This window comes from Maribellus comscasis (genome assembly GCF_009762775.1).
Taxonomy (GTDB): Bacteria; Bacteroidota; Bacteroidia; order Bacteroidales; family Prolixibacteraceae; genus Draconibacterium; species Draconibacterium comscasis.
Genome location: NZ_CP046401.1, coordinates 5,873,691 through 5,890,720 on the forward strand (window position 1 = coordinate 5,873,691; position 17,030 = coordinate 5,890,720).

A 17,030-nucleotide genomic window follows, 5' to 3' on the forward strand; every position below is an offset into this window, starting at 1 on the left:
TTTAATGGAATCAAATTTTAAAGTTAGTATAATAATACCGACTTATAATCAAGAAAAGTACATCGGAAGAACAATTGAGAGTGCAATTTCGCAAGATTACTCAAATATTGAAATAATTATTGCGGATGACCAATCAACTGATAAAACTGAAGCAATTGCAAGGTATTATGAAAATCAAGATAAAAGAATTATATACTTTCGTAATCGACTCAATATTGGAAGAGTAGCTAATTACAAAAAAGCATTAAACAATTATGCCACAGGTGAATATGTTATTAATTTGGATGGTGATGATCTTCTTCTTGATAAAACATTTATAAGTGAGGGAATTAAGTTACTGAGTAAATATCCTGAGTGTAATCTGATAGTTGGATGTAAGCAAAGTAAAAGAGAAAATGGAAAATTGTATAAACGAGAACATAAAGTAAAGTACGAAATTATAAAAATATCTGGAGTAGAATTTGTGACGAAATTATTTTCCACCTATCAGTTTGCACATGTGGGGACAATATATAGTAGAAGTGCAGCATTATCAGGTGAATTTTATGAAAAGAATATTATTTCTAGTGACATGGAATCAATACTTCGCCTAGCTCTTAAGAGCGACATTCTTATTTATAATAAAATAGTCGCACAATGGAATTATACCGGATACAATGAGAGTACAATTCAAAAATTTGATGATGCAATAGATAATATTAAATGGATTCAAAGTGTTGGAAATGAACTTAGAAAGCATATAGGCGTTTTTCAATTTCTTAAGTGGAGAATTAAAATGAAATATAGGTACCTAACCCCAATAAATGAATCTTTAAAATATCAAAAATTCTTGAAATTAAAACAATTTAGATTGATGCTAAAATATAGAATACTTCTGTTATTTATATTATCTCGTATCAAAAAAATGTACAATAAGCTAAATCAAGAAATACAGTAATGTAGAATTCAACTTTTGGAACTCTAAGCTCAATTAATTTAAGGAACAATGAAAGAAGTTGATATATCCGTAATAATGAGTGTTTTTAATGAGAAGGAAGAGTGGTTGCGACAATCAATAGAGTCTATCTTGAATCAAACATTTAGAAATTTTGAATTTATTATTATCAATGATAATCCTCAAAGAAATATTAATTCTAAAATATTATCAGAATATAAGGATAGGGATAAAAGAATTGAAACAATAATGAATTCAGAAAATATTGGACTTACAAAATCGCTAAATGTTGGCCTGAAGCTTGCTAAAGGAGACTATGTTGCAAGAATGGATGGAGATGATATCTCTTTGCCAGATCGTTTTAAAAATCAGTTGAAAGAATTTGAATTAGATGACCGGCTTGTTGTTCTTGGAACACAAGGAAAATATATTTTTGAAGATCAACGAACAAATCTACTAATGGAGAAACCTGTTTCAAATGCAGGCATTAATTGGGTTTTAGCAGCTGAAGGTAGTCCGATTATTCACTCAAGTGCTATGTTTCGAAGAGTAGATAAAAATGGCAAGAGTATTTTTTACAACGAAGAGTTTAGAAAGAAACAGGATTTTGAATTGTGGTCAAGATTAGTTAGACAGGGTTTTGTGAAAAACCTTGATTTTATTGGAATTTTGTATAGGATTCATAAAAATCAAACAGTGAAGTCTTATGATATAAAAGACTATTTACTAAGTTCAAAAGTATTAGCCGGGAATTTGGAGTATATATATAGAGTTTCTGCCTTTGATGCAAAAAAGTGGGCAGATTCATTAAATTCTACGCATTACAAAAAAGATAACCTCAAAATATGTGTTTATCTTATTTTGCCCTTTCTTTCAGGTAAAGCAAAAAATCAATGTGAAAATAAGGATGAATTAGATAATTTAAAAAAATACGTTGCATTTACTTACGGAAAATTTACTTTAAGATCGATAAAAGCAAAAATGTTTAACGTGGCTTTCAAATCATGGATATATGTATTCAAACACGATCTTTTCTACTCATTTTTATTCATATTACAAAAAATTAAATCTAACATTTCTTATCACTATAGTGATAAAAAATAAATAATGCATTTTGAGTAATAATCTTTAATCGGCAATATTGAACAACACATATAAAATGAATAGTATAAAAATCATAGGTGATTTTCAAAATTTAATCTCCGTACAATTTATATATGAAATAGTTTTGATAATTCAGGTTAAATTACTTTTTGTCGAGTCTTGTAACATAATGAAAGACAGTAGTCAAAAAGGAAATAGTTGCATGAAAGGCTTTAATTACAAAAATGGTTATATGGATAGTGTCGAGAAATTATTTAGGGGTAGTTCTAATGGTAGAAGATCGCAGAGAATTATTTAACAATAAAATATAAATTAAAAAGATGAAATATTATAACCAACCGTGATACAATTGTGAAGCGGCAAACAAAAAACTGATTAGTCTACTACAAATAATATAAATTAATGAAATCTTTAATACAATTATTTTTTTTTATAATTTCTCTTATATTATTTTTTGGGGCACCAGATAAATATAACTACCCATTTAATAGTATTGTGACAATTGTATTCCTTCTTCAATCAATCCCTTTTATCATTAACAGAAGCAAAAAAAACTATGTTAATTTTTACACTTTGTTTTTTACCAGTTTTTTCTTTGTCAATTTTTTTTATCCTACGGTACTTTATCCAATAGATCCAAAATTTTTTACGGTTTTTTCTTTACCTTTTGATAGTACATACATAAATAAAGGAACAGCATTGTCACAGTTGTTAACTAGTAGTTTTATTTTAGGAGCGTCGTCTATTAAAAATGTTAATAATAGATTAGAGCATAATAACTTAAATAAATTTCTTTTAAGCCATTACTCAGTCACGCGATTTACAATTTTTCTTTTCTTTTTATTTGTAGCCACGGTGGGCAGAGAGTTTTTGGCCGGAAATTTTAAAGAACATTCATCTCTGTCTGTTTATATTCTGCAACTATTGACGTGTAGTTTTATTCTTAGCTCTATTCTATTTTTTAGAAATCTCGATTTACTTAAGTCAAAAAGAATGTATATTATAACTGTCGGAATTTATGTAATACTTTTTCTTTCTATCGGAGACAGAGGTCCTGCATTAAATTTACTATTGTTGATTGTCGGTTTGTATTCTATACATGTAAAAACCATCTCTGCAAAATATTTAATAATATTGGGAATCTCTGGATTAACATTGATGCATCTAGTTGGTCTTGGACGTACATCAAATGTTGACGAAATAAATGGAAATATTATTTCTCGCGGGATTGAAAGAACACAAAATGAATCTCAGTTTCAATCAATATATTCGCTAACTCAATCATTTGTTGTAAACAATAGAAATTTGTACGTAGGGATGGAATATGTTGATAAGAATGGCATCAATTGGGGAAGTACATCGATATTAACCGCCACTATTTCTGTTGTTCCTTTTGCCCAATCAGCTATAGAAAAGTTGACAGGATATGAATTGCAAACTTCATCTGATTTTTTAACTACTCTTACTTTTGGGAAACAAAGGTCATATGGATTGGGGTCAAATTTGGTAGTAGATGTTTATCTTTCTTTTGGGAGTGTAGGGGCCGTTTTGTTGTTTTTGTTATTTGGAAGATTTATTGAGTCAATCCGAAAAAAAGTACTGCAAGATACAACTAATATTTATTTTTCAATTATTTATTTCACATTACTTAGCTACAGCATCTACTACCCAAGAACCGGTTTATTTATGCCTATGAAATATATTATATGGACATTGATAATATATTATATGTTTAGGCAATTTGAAAAACAAAAAATTAAACACGTCCGTCATTAAGATTTAAAAATGGTTTATATCTCTTTGTTATACAATCCTATATTATATCGCGACAGATATCTTTTATTGCTAGAGGAGCAAAAGAAAGCTTCTGAGAAGTATTTAATTTTTGTAGGTAAAAAAATTGAAAATTATAATACAGATAGCAATGTAGCTGTTTTAGACTCAAAATCATACTTTAGTTTTGCATTTAAAGTAGCAATGGAGCTAAAAAGATTGAGGAAGAAAAGTGATGATTTTATATTGTTAAATGAACACTTGGTTAGTTTGGTAAGTATGATTTTATTTTTTTTAAATTTTAAAAATATAAAGAAAGTTGCAAACTTGTATAGTTCAGAAATTTTTTTTCTGGTTAAGAAAGGGTGGAGAATTGATTCAAATAGTAAAGATTTTGTTTCGTATAGACAAGCGTACAATATTATCTTGTCTCGAATAAAGCCAGTAGTATATAGAATTATAACAATTCTATTCTCAAATTATTTTATTGGAAATTCTGAACAAATAGCATACGATTTGCCAAAGAGTAAGAAACTTAGTTTTTTTGTCGTGGACACTAATATCGATTTATATCCTAATTTTAAAAAATTGGTGAAGCCTGCTCAATACCTATATCCTATAAACTTATTATATGTTGGGAAAATATATCCTGCGAAAGGTATTGGTACTATGCTAGCTGCTATAGGTTTGCTTAAGGAAAAATTTGATAGTCATTTATTTATAATTGGGAAATTATCGAGAAATGATAAAATATGGTATGAAAGGATGATAAAGTATTATGGAGTAGAAGATAGTATTACTCGTATTGACCAAATTAAACATGATGGATTATTTCCATTTTATAAATATACTGACGCGTTTATTATGCCATCCTTTTTTGAAGGATCTCCAAGAGTTTTAAAAGAGGCGATAGTATCTGGATGTCCTATCGCGGCAAGTAATATATCTGGAAATAAAATATTGGATTCGAATGACGATTCGATTTTATATTTTGAACCTGGTGACGCTGATGATTTATTGTCGTGTCTAGTAAAAATTATAAATGGTAAAAACACTTATGTTAAGCAATCTAATTACGTCAATAAATTCAGTTCCAAGGAAATTGCATTAAAAAGATTGAATATTTATAAAGATATAATTGAGAAGTAAGTGATTAATAATATTTAATATGGTTTTATTGTTGAGAAAAATATTTGACTATTTGTATAGTTATGCTGGAATATCTTCGGATGATATTATATTAGCCTCTTTCCCAAAAGCAGGAAACACTTGGGTGAAATTTTTTTTGTTTAATTATCTCATTGAATATTATAATTTGAAAAATAGTGTTGAAATTAATTTTGATACATTAGATAAATATATGCCTGAATTAGGCAACAAAACAATCTATGAGAGTTGGAGGTTTAAACCAACGAAGAGGATTTTAAAAACGCATAACCGAAATAGTTTTTTATTACGGAACGTGAAGGTTATTTATATAGACAGAGAACCAAGAGATATAATGGTTTCTTATTATCATTATACAAAAAACAATAGGAATTTCAGTCATAATTTAGATTTTTCATCGTTCATTCACAGTAAAAAGTATGGGATCGAAGCTTATTACAAACATAGGAGAAGTTATTTGAGTCACAGTAATATAGTTATTTTGTCATATGAAGAATTAAAACAAAATCCCCAGAAGCAATTCGAAAAGATATTAAAGTTTATCGGTATTGAAATAAAGGAAGATATCGTTAAAAGTGCATTGAATCAATCAAGTTTTAACAATACGAAGCTAGCTCAAAAAAATAGTTCAGAAGGATACAACTATCAATTTGCCAGAGGATTTTCTTTCGCAAGGAAAGGGCAGAAAGAACAGTGGACAGACTATTTTAGTAAGGAAGATATTAACTACTATTTATCAATCAAGTCAAAATATAGGAATGAGTAAAGTTCTTTTATTTGGTCCGTTAACTCCACCTTTAACCGGTCAAGCAGTTGCATTCACTATTGTTGCCAATTCATTACCTGAGCAAAAAAAAATTTTGATTGATACCTCAAAATACAAAAATCCAATAATAAATACATTTTATTCAGTTTTTAAGGTTTTATTCAGTTTTGCATTTTATAAATTTTCTAATATATATTTTACATCCTCTCGGAGTAAGCTAGGATTTATAAAAGATTTCCTATTGTTAATAATGGGGCTTTGGTTTAAAAAAAAAATAATAAATCATCTTCACGGAGCTGATTTTAAAAAATTTTATGGTGAAAGTATTTTTCTAAAACCGCTGATATCATACGCATATAAAGGTGTTAATACTTCCATCGTGTTGTTGAATATTATGAAAAATCAGTACGACGACTTTCCCAAAATGAAAAAAGTTGTTGTCGGAAATTGTTACAATCAAGAACTAGAGGAATGTAAAAATGATTTTTCGAAGAATAATTACCAAATTTTGTTTCTGTCTAATTTAATGTATGGTAAAGGTATCATAGATTTTCTGGATGCATGCTTTGTACTACTTGGAAACAACGAAGAAATTAAAATAAAAATAGCTGGGAAGTTGATGGGTGATACTTTTATGAGACAGAAAAATATTGAAAAATTGTTTAAAGAGAAATATAACCAATTAAGAGGTGTATATGGTGAAAGAGTTGAATATTTAGGTATTGTAAAGGGATATGAAAAATCAAAAGTTCTTTTCGAATCGTCAATTTTTGTTCTTCCTAGTTTTTATCCGACTGAGGCTTACCCTATTTCAATAATTGAAGCTATGCGGGCGGGTAATGCGATCGTTACCACAAATCATAATTACTTGCCTTACATTGTCAAAGAGAAGAACGGAGTAATTATTTCTCCAAAATCTCCAAATGAAATTTACAGTTCGGTTGAAAAATTAATTAATAATTTGGGGCAACTCAAAAAAATTCAAAGGCACAATATCAAAGAAGCCAAGCATAAATATTCACAAGATAGATATATCTCAGATATACAACAAATTATTCTTAGTTAATGAAAATTTCCATTATAACCGCAACTTTTAACAGTGGTGCCAATATATCACAATGTGTAACTTCTGTGAACGAGCAAACCTGTAATAACATAGAACATATAATTATAGATGGAGCGTCAAAAGACAATACTCTTGATATTGTTAAATCTATTCCCAATCGAGTGACTAGAACTGTCTCTGAGCCCGATAACGGGATTTATGATGCTATGAACAAAGGCATACGATTAGCCTCCGGCGATATAATTGGAATTCTAAATTCTGATGACATATATGAAAACAAAAATGTTTTATCCAGAGTTGCACAGGAATTTGAAAAAGATAGTTGTCTTGAAGCCATACATAGCAATCTTTACTACGTTCGAAGTAATAGTACTAATAAAATAATCAGACATTGGATTACAGGAGATTTCGTCCCAGGGAGTTTTTTTAAAGGTTGGCATCCCGCACATCCTACATTGTTTTTAAAACGTGAGGTCTATGAAAAATATGGGTTATTTGATCAAAGTTTTAAATTGGCAGCCGATTTTGAATTTATGCTTCGCATTTTTGAACGCTTCCGAATCAAGTCAAAATATTTGCCCACTCCTACAGTTAAAATGAGATTAGGAGGAGCTACTAATAAGAGCTTCTCAAATATCATAAAAGGCAATGTTGAATGTTTACGAGCGTTTAGAAAAAATAATTTTAATATCCCAGTTTTTTACACATTCTACCGAATTCTTCCAAAATTTAAGCAATTTGTCAATAAAAGATAATATGAAATTTCTATTTACGGGTGGTTCAGGGTTTCTGGGCAAATCTGTGATCCCAAAGCTTGAAAACGAATTTGATGTAATCAGCATTGGACTCAACAAAACTGATAAGATTCAATGGGATTTAAGTAAAAGGATTCCAGCCTTTGTAAATAATTATGATGTTGTACTTCATGCTGCTGGCAAAGCTCACAGGGTTCCACGAAGTATAGTTGAATCGTTGTCGTTTTTTAATGTAAATTTAGATGGTACCAAAAATCTATGTGAAGCATTAGAACCGCATCCACCAAAATCATTTATATTTATTAGTACGGTTGCTGTATATGGAATTGAAGTCGGAAACGAGATCGATGAAAATTATCCCCTAAACGGAAATAGCCCATATGCACTAAGCAAGATAGAGGCAGAAACATTTTTAAAAAACTGGTGCAAAAAATATAATGTTAAGTTGTCAATTTTAAGGCCATCATTAATCGCTGGTCAAAATCCTCCGGGTAATTTAGGAGCAATGATTAACGGATTAAAAACAGGAAGGTATTTACGTATTGGAGATGGGGGTGCAAGAAAAAGTATATTGATGGCAGAAGATATTGCAAGACTAATTCCAAAGCTTATTCAGAAAGGAGGCACATATAACATTTGCGATAATCATCATCCTTCTTTTTTTGAATTGGAAGAGTTAATAGCTTCACAACTAAATAAAAAAGGCCCAAAAGCTATTCCTATTTGGCTTGCCAAAACAATGGGTAGCATCGGAGATTTGTTTGGATCTAAGGCTCCCATAAATACAGCCAAATTGGAAAAGATCACCCAATCTCTAACATTTTCAAATGAAAAAGCCAAACGTGAACTTAATTGGGAGCCATTGGATGTTTTGAAAAATTTCAAAATAGAATCAAGATATGCTAACAAATTTTAATCTAACTCAATTCATTAAAAGACATGTAACAGGGAGACAGCAAAGTCTGCTAAAACTGGATTTTGAAAAATATCACAATAATCTAAGCAAAAAGATAAATGGCAAAAAAGTAATGGTCATTGGTGGAGCTGGTACCATTGGTTCGTTTTACATCAAAGCCATATTAAAATTTAATGTGGTAAAACTAGTGGTGGTTGATATCAACGAAAACGGATTAACAGAATTGGTTCGTGATTTAAGGAGTTCGACCGTTTATAATATTCCCGAAGATTTTATAACCTATCCTGTTAATTTTGGTGATCGTGTATTTGAAAAACTGTTTAAAGAACATGGGCCTTTTCATATTGTAGCCAACTTTGCAGCACATAAACATGTTCGTAGTGAAAAAGATATATTTTCCATTGAGGCCATGATTGAAAATAATGTGCTTCGTGCCCGTAAGCTGCTTGATTTACTGCTTGAATTTCCACCTGAACATTTCTTTTGTGTGTCAACCGACAAAGCGGCTAATCCGGTGAATGTAATGGGTGCCAGCAAAAAGTTGATGGAGGAACTAATCATGTCTTACTCCGATAAACTGCCCATTAAAACCGCCCGCTTTGCCAATGTGGCCTTTTCGAATGGTAGCTTGCCATTAGGTTTTCTGGACAGATTAAATAAACGTCAACCCTGGTCATGTCCCCTAGGAATTCGTCGTTTTTTTGTTTCTCCCGAAGAATCGGGCGAACTCTGTTTGATGGCATCCATAATGGGTGAATCAGGTGATATTTTTTTCCCAAAGCTGGATGAAGAAAAAGACATGATTCCCTTTGATAAAATTGCATTGGCTTTGTTAAAAGAACTTGGCCTTGAACCCGATATATGTCAAACCGAAGAAGAAGCCCGGGAAAAAGCAGCTTCAGTGAGACAATTTTGCGAGGAACCAAGCAACGCAGCAACCTCTCCGCAATCCTGGCCCATCTACTTCTTCGGTTCCGATACTTCCGGGGAAAAGTCTTTCGAGGAGTTCTATACCGAAGATGAAGTACTGGACAATGAATCATTCATTAACCTGGGAGTCATTAAAAACTCAAAAAAACGCAGTATCGAAGAAATCGATTCTATTTTTAACCAACTCGAAGAACTCTTTAAAAAAGATCATATCACCAAAGCCGAAGTTGTTAATATCCTCAAATCTTATCTTCCCAACTTTGCCCACATCGAAACCGGAAAAGGATTGGACCAGAAGATGTAGCTTCGCTTTTTGGCAACCCCCAACAAAGCAATGTCATTGCGAGCGTAGCGAAGCAAACTTTATGCATACTGCTGATTCTCTCCAAAAACATAATAAATGCAATTACGCACTTATCAGGTTTACATTGCCACAAACCAGAACAATACGGTTCTTTATACAGGTGTTACCAACAACTTGATACGCCGGATGGAAGAACATAAATATAAATTGTATCCGAAAAGCTTCTCAGCAAGATATAATATAGTAAAACTGGTTTGGTATGAAAACTACACTGATATAGGAGAAGCTATTTTCAGAGAAAAACAGTTAAAAGCCGGGAGTCGGAAAAAGAAACTTTTACTGATTGAAGAATTAAATCCGGAGTGGAAAGACTTTTGTGAGGATTTGTGTTAATTTGATGGGATTGCTTCGTCGTATCTCCTCGCAATGACAATTTTAAAACTATGTTGTTAAATAATACACACCCCCGGCCCCTCTCAAGAGGGGGGGCAAATCATTAAATAACTAATAATATTATATGTACAGATATTTTTTCAAACGTGTTATTGATGTCGTTTTATCATTAACGGCAATTTTAATCTTATTACCTTTTTGGATACCCATATGTATTATCCTCCTTGTAACCGGTGAACATGAAGTATTTTATTTCCAGCAACGCATCGGATATAAAAACAAACCTTTTTACATCTGGAAACATGCCACCATGATGAAAGCGAGCGAAACAATGAAAGGTGGGTTGCACACCACCCGAAATGACCCGCGTGTTTTACCTTTTGGTAAGTTTTTGCGTAAAACCAAAATCAATGAACTTCCGCAGTTAATCAATATTTTTAAGGGGGATATGAGTATAATTGGGCCACGACCTCTGGTGGATAAAACATTTACTCCATATCCAAAACATGTACAGGAGAATATATACAATGTCAAACCGGGTTTAACAGGTATAGGTTCAATCATCTTCAGAGATGAGGAACACTTGTTGTCGGAAACATCGATGGATCCCAAAGAATTTTACGCCAAACATATTTCGCCCTACAAAGGTGAACTGGAGCTCTGGTATCAGAAAAATCTTTCGTTTCGGACTGATTTGAAACTGGTATTTTGTACTGCTTGGGTTATTTTGGTTCCGGATAGTGAATTGCCGTATAAGATTTTTAAAGGATTACCTCTCAAGCCAGAAGCTTTAAACATGAAAAACATAGTTTTCGAAAAACAAAAAGACGGAATTACCTTTGAGTCGGAATAGGTTGAGACTTGAGACGGTGAGCTTTGAGCACCGAGACGATGAGAAGTGAGCCCTCTGGTGGTGCGAGATTGTATCTCGTGTCTCTTTTGGAACAAAAGAAAAAAAGCACTACCGACTGGGTATGTTTGGAGGTTTTGGATTTGATATGCTGAGTAAACTTACAGGCAAAAAGTTTTCTGTAAGCGCTGTTCGGGTGAAAAAGTTTTGTGCCACCACTCAATTTGATTCCACAAAGGCACACAACTGCGGTTTTAAAGCACCTTACACATTGTCGGAAGGACTTCATAATACACTTCATTACGAGTTTATCGATAAAAACAAAGACGGCATTACCTTTGAATCCGATTAGAGGGTGGTGCGGTTTTTAACCGCATCGGAAAAAGCCAGCGAATACAATTCGCTGAACCCGGTCGGGAGTAAACGGAGAGAGACAAGCGGTGAGCGGTGAGAGTGTGAGAAAGTGAGCACTGAGACGATGAGAAAAGAGAGATGAGACTGTGAGCGATGAGAAATGAGCAGCAAACGTTTTACATAGAAAATAGAAGTCAAAGACAAAAATAGCCGGTTGCCAGCCCTGCCAAAGTAGCCCGGGCTGGTGCAGGCCAAAAGCGTTGAAGGATAACTTTGGCTTGATTCTTTTGAATACTTTTCTCATCTAAGGAGAAAAGTATTTGGGGTATGGGGCAACGCCCCGTTGAGAAGCAGAGTCGAGTGGGTGAGCACTGGGAAGAGAAAGATGAGCAGTGAGAGGGAGAGAGAGGAGAGTGATGAGCAATGAGTAGTGAAAGTTTTATATAGAAGTTTCGAATTCAAAGACTAAAAAATAAAAAAGAACAGAATACACGTTAAGAACGGACCCGCCTAAGAGAAAAAGCGTGAAGAAAATAAATGAAGTGCAGCGTTAAAAAATCTTTTCTGTTTGACTCCAAGCTATAGCGAAGGAGGAGTTTAAAAGATTTTAGCGAAACGGAATTGATTTTTAGCTTTTAATCTTGAGCGGTGGCTTTTTTTGATTCCTTTTTTCAGCTATAGGAAAAAAGGAATTGGGGTTTGGGGCAAAGCCCCTTAAGCGAGTAAGAGATGAGCGGTAAGAAAGAGAGCACTGAGATGATGAGAGATATGTGCAGGTTCAGGGGGCAAATCAAGGATAGTCCGATTACCTTTTTTATTTTTGTACCTTTGTAAAAAAGCAGGCAATATGGTTACAATTAGAGTAAATGAACACACGAAGGCCGGGAAAGCATTAATTGAAACTGCGCGTATTATGGCTCAGAAATTTAAAGGGATTGATATTTTGGAGGACGATGGAGTATTATATGAGAAAATGAAAGTTAACCATCAGTCCGACATACTCTCAGAACCTGAAAAAGAAGATTTTCTGAAAGAACTCAAAGATACAGCTAAATAATAATGTATTTTGAATTTGAAAAATCATTTGTCCGTGATTTCAGAAAGTTAAAGAACAAAATATTGGCAGAGGCAATCTTGGCATGTGTTTAAAATGTTTCAGATGCTAAATCCATCAAAGATATTGCCAACCTGAAAAAGATTACCGGATATAAATCAGCTTACAGAATACGCAATGGTGACTACCGTATTGGTGAGACGGTGAGATGATGAGAGATGAGACGGTGAGCGGTGAGAAATGAGCAGCAAACGTTTTACATAGAAAAAGAAGTCAAAGAATAAGGCCTATAAAAAGAACAGACTACACGTTAAGAACGGATCCGCCTAAGAGTAAAAGCGTGAAGAAAATGAATGAAGTGCAGCGTTAAAAAATCTTTTCTGTTTGACTCTGAGCTATAGCGAAGGAGGAGTTTAAAAGATTTTAGCGAAACGGAGTTGATTTTTAGCTTTTAATCTTGAGCGGTGGCTTTTTTTGATTCCTTTTTTCAGCTATAGGAAAAAAGGAATTGGGGTATGGGGCAAGGCCCCATTAAAAAGCAGAGATGAGTGTTGAGAAAGTGGACACTTAGGAGTTGAGGATTGAAAATATATATAGTGATTATCCGATAAATTTTCAACCACCTTCCCCTCGCAAACTCAGGTACTCCCCAAAAACAGGAGGAGAAACGTTTAGAGATGGTTAGTGAAACAATGAGATTGTCAGAAAGGCGGGTAGGGTGAAAATTTGTCCCGGGCTGGCGAAGGCTTTAATCTCCGGAATAAAAACTGATTTAAATCCCGGCGCACAAAACGAGCAGGTGAGCCTGGGGCACCAGTTCAACATTCCCCCTTTTTTTTTATCTTTGGATTATGCGTATAAAACCGGAAATACAAGAATTTATTCGGGAGATGGCTTTGAAAATGTTTCCCGGTGATGAATTTTATCTTTTTGGTTCAAGACTGGACAACAAAGGCGCTGGAGGTGATATCGATATTCTGATCTTATCCGATAAAAAAATTGATAATAAAAAATTGCGGTTATTCAGAATTAATTTTTATAAAAAATTTGGATGGCAAAAAATTGACCTTGTAAATTTTACAAAAACGGATGATTCAACGTTTAAGAAAATAATTCTTGGTAATGCTCAACCGCTTTAATACAAAATAGAATAACATTTCTGTATAAGTGAACAACGATAAACTAAAAAAACAACTACTTGCCGAAGAGTTGGTGTTACTGGAAAAGTCTGTTACAACTTTACAACTTTCAGTTGACAAATGCAGGAAGATTTTGCAAAAAAAGGAATATACATTTGAAGATATGGAGTCTTTTGATTCGCTTACATCTAAGTTTGGGAGAACCTCCGATTTATATACACAAAAGGTGATCAGAACAATCTGGATGTTGCTGCACGAGCCTTTTGTTCCTTTTATCGATCTGTTAAATAAAGCAGAAAAAATCCGGCTGGTGTATTCTGCCGACAAACTTTTGGAAATCCGTGATTTGCGAAACCAGATTGCCCATGAATATATCCCTGAAGCTGTGCCCGGTCTTGTGCCTGAGGTAATTGAGTTAACAACATTTCTGTTCAAAAGCATAGAGGTTTCAAAACAATTTATTGAGAACAGGAACTGGTTGCCCCTTGCTGGTGCTGATTTGTAATCCCTGTTGAGGCTCGATAATATCTTTTTGCCACTAAAAATACAAAACAACGGAATCACCTTTGAATCCGAATAGAGGGTGATGCGGTTTTTTACCGCATCGGAAAAAGCCAGCGAATACAATTCGCTGAACCCCGTCGGGAGTAAGCGGAGAGAGACGGTGAGAATAGAGATGAGCACTGAGAAAGTGAGCGTTGAGAAGAGAGAGACAAGCGGTGAGCGGTGAGAGAATTGAGCGATGAGTAGTGAGAACCGAGACTTTAAACACTATGATTGTAAGAAAGGCGCGTAGGGTGAAAATTTGGCCCGGGCCGGCGTTGGCTATGTGGGGAGAAGGATAAAATTTTCTTGATTTTTCTTTGCTTCTGTTTCTTTTCATCAAGGAAAAGAAATGAAGTGGGGTATGGGGCAACGCCCCGTTGCTGGTAAGAGATGAGCGGTGAGTAGCAAGAAAATGAGACTGTGAGCACTGGGACAATGAGAGGGTGAGAAGAGAGCGATGAGATATTGAGCGGTGAAAAATGAGTGGCAAACGTTTACATAGAAAATAGAAGTCAAAGACAAAAATAGCCATTGCCAGCCCTGCCCACCAAGGGAAAAGCTGACGTACGAATTTGAGCTGCCAAAGAGTTTTAAAGAATTATAAACACAATAGAATTAGATAGAAAGTTAAAACTATCAATAATCCTGCCCCCGGCGGATAAAGGTGCGTAGGCCTGCCAAAGTAGCCCGGGCCGGTGCCGGCCTAAAGCGTTGAAGGATAACTTTGGCTTGATTCTTTTGAATACTTTTCTCATCTAAGGAGAAAAGTATTTGGGGCTCGGGGCAACGCCCCGTAAAGAAACAGAGATGAGGATTGAGCGGGTGAGAAAAGAGAGATAAGATAGTGAGCGATGAGAAATGAGTAGCAAACGTTTTACATAGAAAATAGAAGTCAAAGACTAAAACATAAAAAAGAACAAACAACAAGTTAAGAACCGACCCGCCTAAGAGTAAAAGCGTAAAGAAAATAAATGAAGTGCAGCGTTAAAAAATCTTTTCTGTTTGACTCCAAGCTATAGCGAAGGAGGAGTTTAAAAGATTTTAGCGAAACGGAATTGATTTTTAGCTTTTAATTTTGAGCGGTGGCTTTTTTTGATTCCTTTTTTCAGCTATAGGAAAAAAGGAATTGGGGTTTGGGGCAAAGCCCCTTAAGCGAGTAAGAGATGAGCGGTAAGAAAGAGAGCACTGAGAAGGTGATAAGAGAGAGATGAGACTGTGAGCGATGAAAAATGAGCAGCAAACGTTTTACATAGAAAATAGAATTCAAAGACTAAAACATAAAAAAGAACAGATAACATGTTAAGAACGGACCCGCCTAAGAGTAAAAGCGTGAAGAAAATAAATGAAGTGCAGCGTTAAAAAATCTTTTCTGTTTGACTCTGAGCTATAGCGAAGGAGGAGTTTAAAAGATTTTAGCGAAACGGAATTGATTTTTAGCTTTTAATCTTGAGCGGTGGCTTTTTTTGATTCCTTTTTTCAGCTACAGGAAAAAAGGAATTGGGGTTTGGGGCAAAGCCCCATTGAGATTTAGTGATGCGAATTGAAAATATTTAGCGATTATCCGACAAATTTTCAACCACCTCCCCCTCGCGAACTCGGGTACTCCACCTGACCAGGAGGAGAAACACTTAGAGACGAGACAGTGAGAAAAGAGAGATGAGAGGGAGTACTGAATATCTTTTGTAATCCGTTCATTTTAAAAATAGTTTTGTTATTACACGGATAAAACCATTTTTTTACCTTCAAAATATAACAACCTTGTTCTGAAGGAAAGGATTAAGAAACATATATCCGGTTACAACTAAATTTTTGTAAATTTACACAAGGTAAAAAGCTGAAACGAGCATCCAAGGTCCCGGGACACAGGGAGACGATTATTAGTGAGTTCCATGAATTGTTATAAAAACAAACATTTTTAAACGAATGAATTATGGACATACAGACATTAAAACTGGATTTGGTTGAGAAGATATTGAAAACAAACAAACCTTCCCTTCTGATAAAAATAAATAACCTTATTTCCACGGAAAATGATGACTGGTGGGATGATATTCCTCCGGAAGTTCAGGAATCAATTCTGGAAGGTATGGAAGATATTAAATCAGGTAAAGTTTTTTCTCACGAAAATATTATCAATGAGGCCAAACAAAAATATGGTTTTTAGATGGAAGTTATTTGGTCATCCCAGGCAAAAATTACCTGGTTCAATATTTTAGATTATCTGGATAAAAACTGGACAAAAAGAGAAATCAAACAATTTATCCAAAGAACAGAAATCATTATTCGCACGATAAAGAAGAATCCGGGAATATTCCCAAATTCATTAAGGTACAAAAACGTTAAAAAAGCTGTTGTCGATAAGAACAATTCATTTTTTTATCAGGTAGATAAAAAGGAACAAAAGATTTATATACTAACCTTTTTTGATAATCGTCAGAATCCTGAACGGTTGAAAATTGAAAAGATAATTTAATCAAATTAGAAGGAATTTAATAATCCGCGCCAACAGCGAGTTAGCGAAAAAGGGAACTTATGACTTTGAGAGGAGAAAGATGAGCAGTGAGAATTGAGCTATATAGAAGTTCGAAGTCAAAGACAAAAATAGCTGGTTGCCAGCCCTGCCCACCAAAGGGAATGTTTACGCACTAATTTGAGCTGGCAAAGAGTTTTAAAGAATTATAAACACAATAGAATTAGATAGAAAGTTAAAAACTTTTAATAATCCGCCCCCGGCGGATAAAGGTGCGTAGGCCTGCCAAAGTAGCCCGGGCCGGTGCCGGCCTAAAGCGATGAAGGATAACTTTGGCTTGATTCTTTTGAATACTTTTCTCATCTAAGGAGAAAAGTATTTGGGGTTCGGGGCAAGGACCCGTTGCTGGTAAGAGATGAGCGGTGAGTAGTAAGAAAATGAGACTGTGAGCACTGGGACAATGAGAGGGTGAGAAGAGAGAGAGATGAGACAGTGAGCGGTGAGTAGCG

At 34.2% G+C, this 17,030-nt stretch carries 18 protein-coding genes; all 18 read left to right on the forward strand.

What is annotated here, in order from left to right; genetic code table 11:
- The first annotated feature begins 4 nt into the window (after positions 1–4).
- The 18 genes from GM418_RS23810 (at position 5) to GM418_RS23890 (ending at position 16,524) form a co-directional block, all read left to right on the forward strand.
- Positions 5–937 (forward strand): glycosyltransferase family 2 protein, encoded by a 933-nt coding sequence (locus GM418_RS23810; RefSeq protein WP_158869699.1) that lies wholly within the window; start codon positions 5–7, stop codon positions 935–937.
- A gap of 48 nt (positions 938–985) precedes the next feature.
- Positions 986–2,038, forward strand: a complete 1,053-nt coding sequence (locus tag GM418_RS23815) for a glycosyltransferase (RefSeq protein ID WP_158869700.1) — start codon at positions 986–988, stop codon at positions 2,036–2,038.
- Positions 2,039–2,440: 402 nt separating this feature from the next.
- Entirely contained in the window at positions 2,441–3,814 is a 1,374-nt protein-coding gene (gene wzy, locus GM418_RS23820) for an O-antigen polysaccharide polymerase Wzy (protein WP_158869701.1), read from the forward strand.
- A 9-nt stretch (positions 3,815–3,823) separates the two neighbouring features.
- Positions 3,824–4,960, forward strand: coding sequence for a glycosyltransferase family 4 protein (locus GM418_RS23825; protein ID WP_158869702.1), 1,137 nt, complete (start codon positions 3,824–3,826; stop codon positions 4,958–4,960).
- Positions 4,961–4,979: 19 nt separating this feature from the next.
- The gene (locus tag GM418_RS23830; protein ID WP_158869703.1) at positions 4,980–5,744 is read left to right on the forward strand and encodes a sulfotransferase domain-containing protein; all 765 of its coding nucleotides are present in this window, start codon (positions 4,980–4,982) and stop codon (positions 5,742–5,744) included.
- Positions 5,737–6,810 carry a glycosyltransferase family 4 protein gene (locus tag GM418_RS23835; protein ID WP_158869704.1) on the forward strand — a complete coding sequence of 358 codons (1,074 nt, stop codon included), beginning with the start codon at positions 5,737–5,739 and terminating at the stop codon, positions 6,808–6,810. The genes GM418_RS23830 and GM418_RS23835 overlap by 8 nt, the downstream gene beginning before the upstream one ends.
- Positions 6,810–7,565 carry a glycosyltransferase family 2 protein gene (locus GM418_RS23840; RefSeq protein WP_158869705.1) on the forward strand — a complete coding sequence of 252 codons (756 nt, stop codon included), beginning with the start codon at positions 6,810–6,812 and terminating at the stop codon, positions 7,563–7,565. Before GM418_RS23835 ends, GM418_RS23840 begins: the two co-directional genes overlap by 1 nt.
- A gap of 1 nt (position 7,566) precedes the next feature.
- The gene (locus GM418_RS23845) at positions 7,567–8,481 is read left to right on the forward strand and encodes an NAD-dependent epimerase/dehydratase family protein (protein ID WP_158869706.1); all 915 of its coding nucleotides are present in this window, start codon (positions 7,567–7,569) and stop codon (positions 8,479–8,481) included.
- Positions 8,465–9,715 carry a polysaccharide biosynthesis protein gene (locus tag GM418_RS23850; protein ID WP_158869707.1) on the forward strand — a complete coding sequence of 417 codons (1,251 nt, stop codon included), beginning with the start codon at positions 8,465–8,467 and terminating at the stop codon, positions 9,713–9,715. Before GM418_RS23845 ends, GM418_RS23850 begins: the two co-directional genes overlap by 17 nt.
- Positions 9,716–9,811: 96 nt before the next feature.
- Positions 9,812–10,108, forward strand: coding sequence for a GIY-YIG nuclease family protein (locus GM418_RS23855; RefSeq protein WP_158869708.1), 297 nt, complete (start codon positions 9,812–9,814; stop codon positions 10,106–10,108).
- A gap of 124 nt (positions 10,109–10,232) precedes the next feature.
- Complete coding sequence (locus tag GM418_RS23860) at positions 10,233–10,961, forward strand: sugar transferase (RefSeq protein WP_158869709.1); 729 nt, start codon at positions 10,233–10,235, stop codon at positions 10,959–10,961.
- 121 nt (positions 10,962–11,082) lie between these two features.
- Positions 11,083–11,310 (forward strand): hypothetical protein, encoded by a 228-nt coding sequence (locus GM418_RS23865; protein ID WP_158869710.1) that lies wholly within the window; start codon positions 11,083–11,085, stop codon positions 11,308–11,310.
- 849 nt (positions 11,311–12,159) lie between these two features.
- A complete protein-coding gene (locus GM418_RS23870) occupies positions 12,160–12,369 on the forward strand; it encodes a hypothetical protein (RefSeq protein WP_158869711.1) in 210 nt (69 codons plus the stop codon).
- A gap of 715 nt (positions 12,370–13,084) precedes the next feature.
- The gene (locus GM418_RS31530) at positions 13,085–13,282 is read left to right on the forward strand and encodes a hypothetical protein (RefSeq protein ID WP_217447867.1); all 198 of its coding nucleotides are present in this window, start codon (positions 13,085–13,087) and stop codon (positions 13,280–13,282) included.
- A complete protein-coding gene (locus GM418_RS32150; protein ID WP_425482387.1) occupies positions 13,269–13,505 on the forward strand; it encodes a nucleotidyltransferase domain-containing protein in 237 nt (78 codons plus the stop codon). The genes GM418_RS31530 and GM418_RS32150 overlap by 14 nt, the downstream gene beginning before the upstream one ends.
- Before the next feature lie 28 nt (positions 13,506–13,533).
- Positions 13,534–14,010, forward strand: a complete 477-nt coding sequence (locus GM418_RS23880; protein ID WP_158869713.1) for a hypothetical protein — start codon at positions 13,534–13,536, stop codon at positions 14,008–14,010.
- 1,971 nt (positions 14,011–15,981) lie between these two features.
- Positions 15,982–16,215 (forward strand): hypothetical protein, encoded by a 234-nt coding sequence (locus GM418_RS23885; protein WP_158869714.1) that lies wholly within the window; start codon positions 15,982–15,984, stop codon positions 16,213–16,215.
- A complete protein-coding gene (locus GM418_RS23890) occupies positions 16,216–16,524 on the forward strand; it encodes a type II toxin-antitoxin system RelE/ParE family toxin (protein WP_158869715.1) in 309 nt (102 codons plus the stop codon).
- Positions 16,525–17,030: the final 506 nt, after the last annotated feature.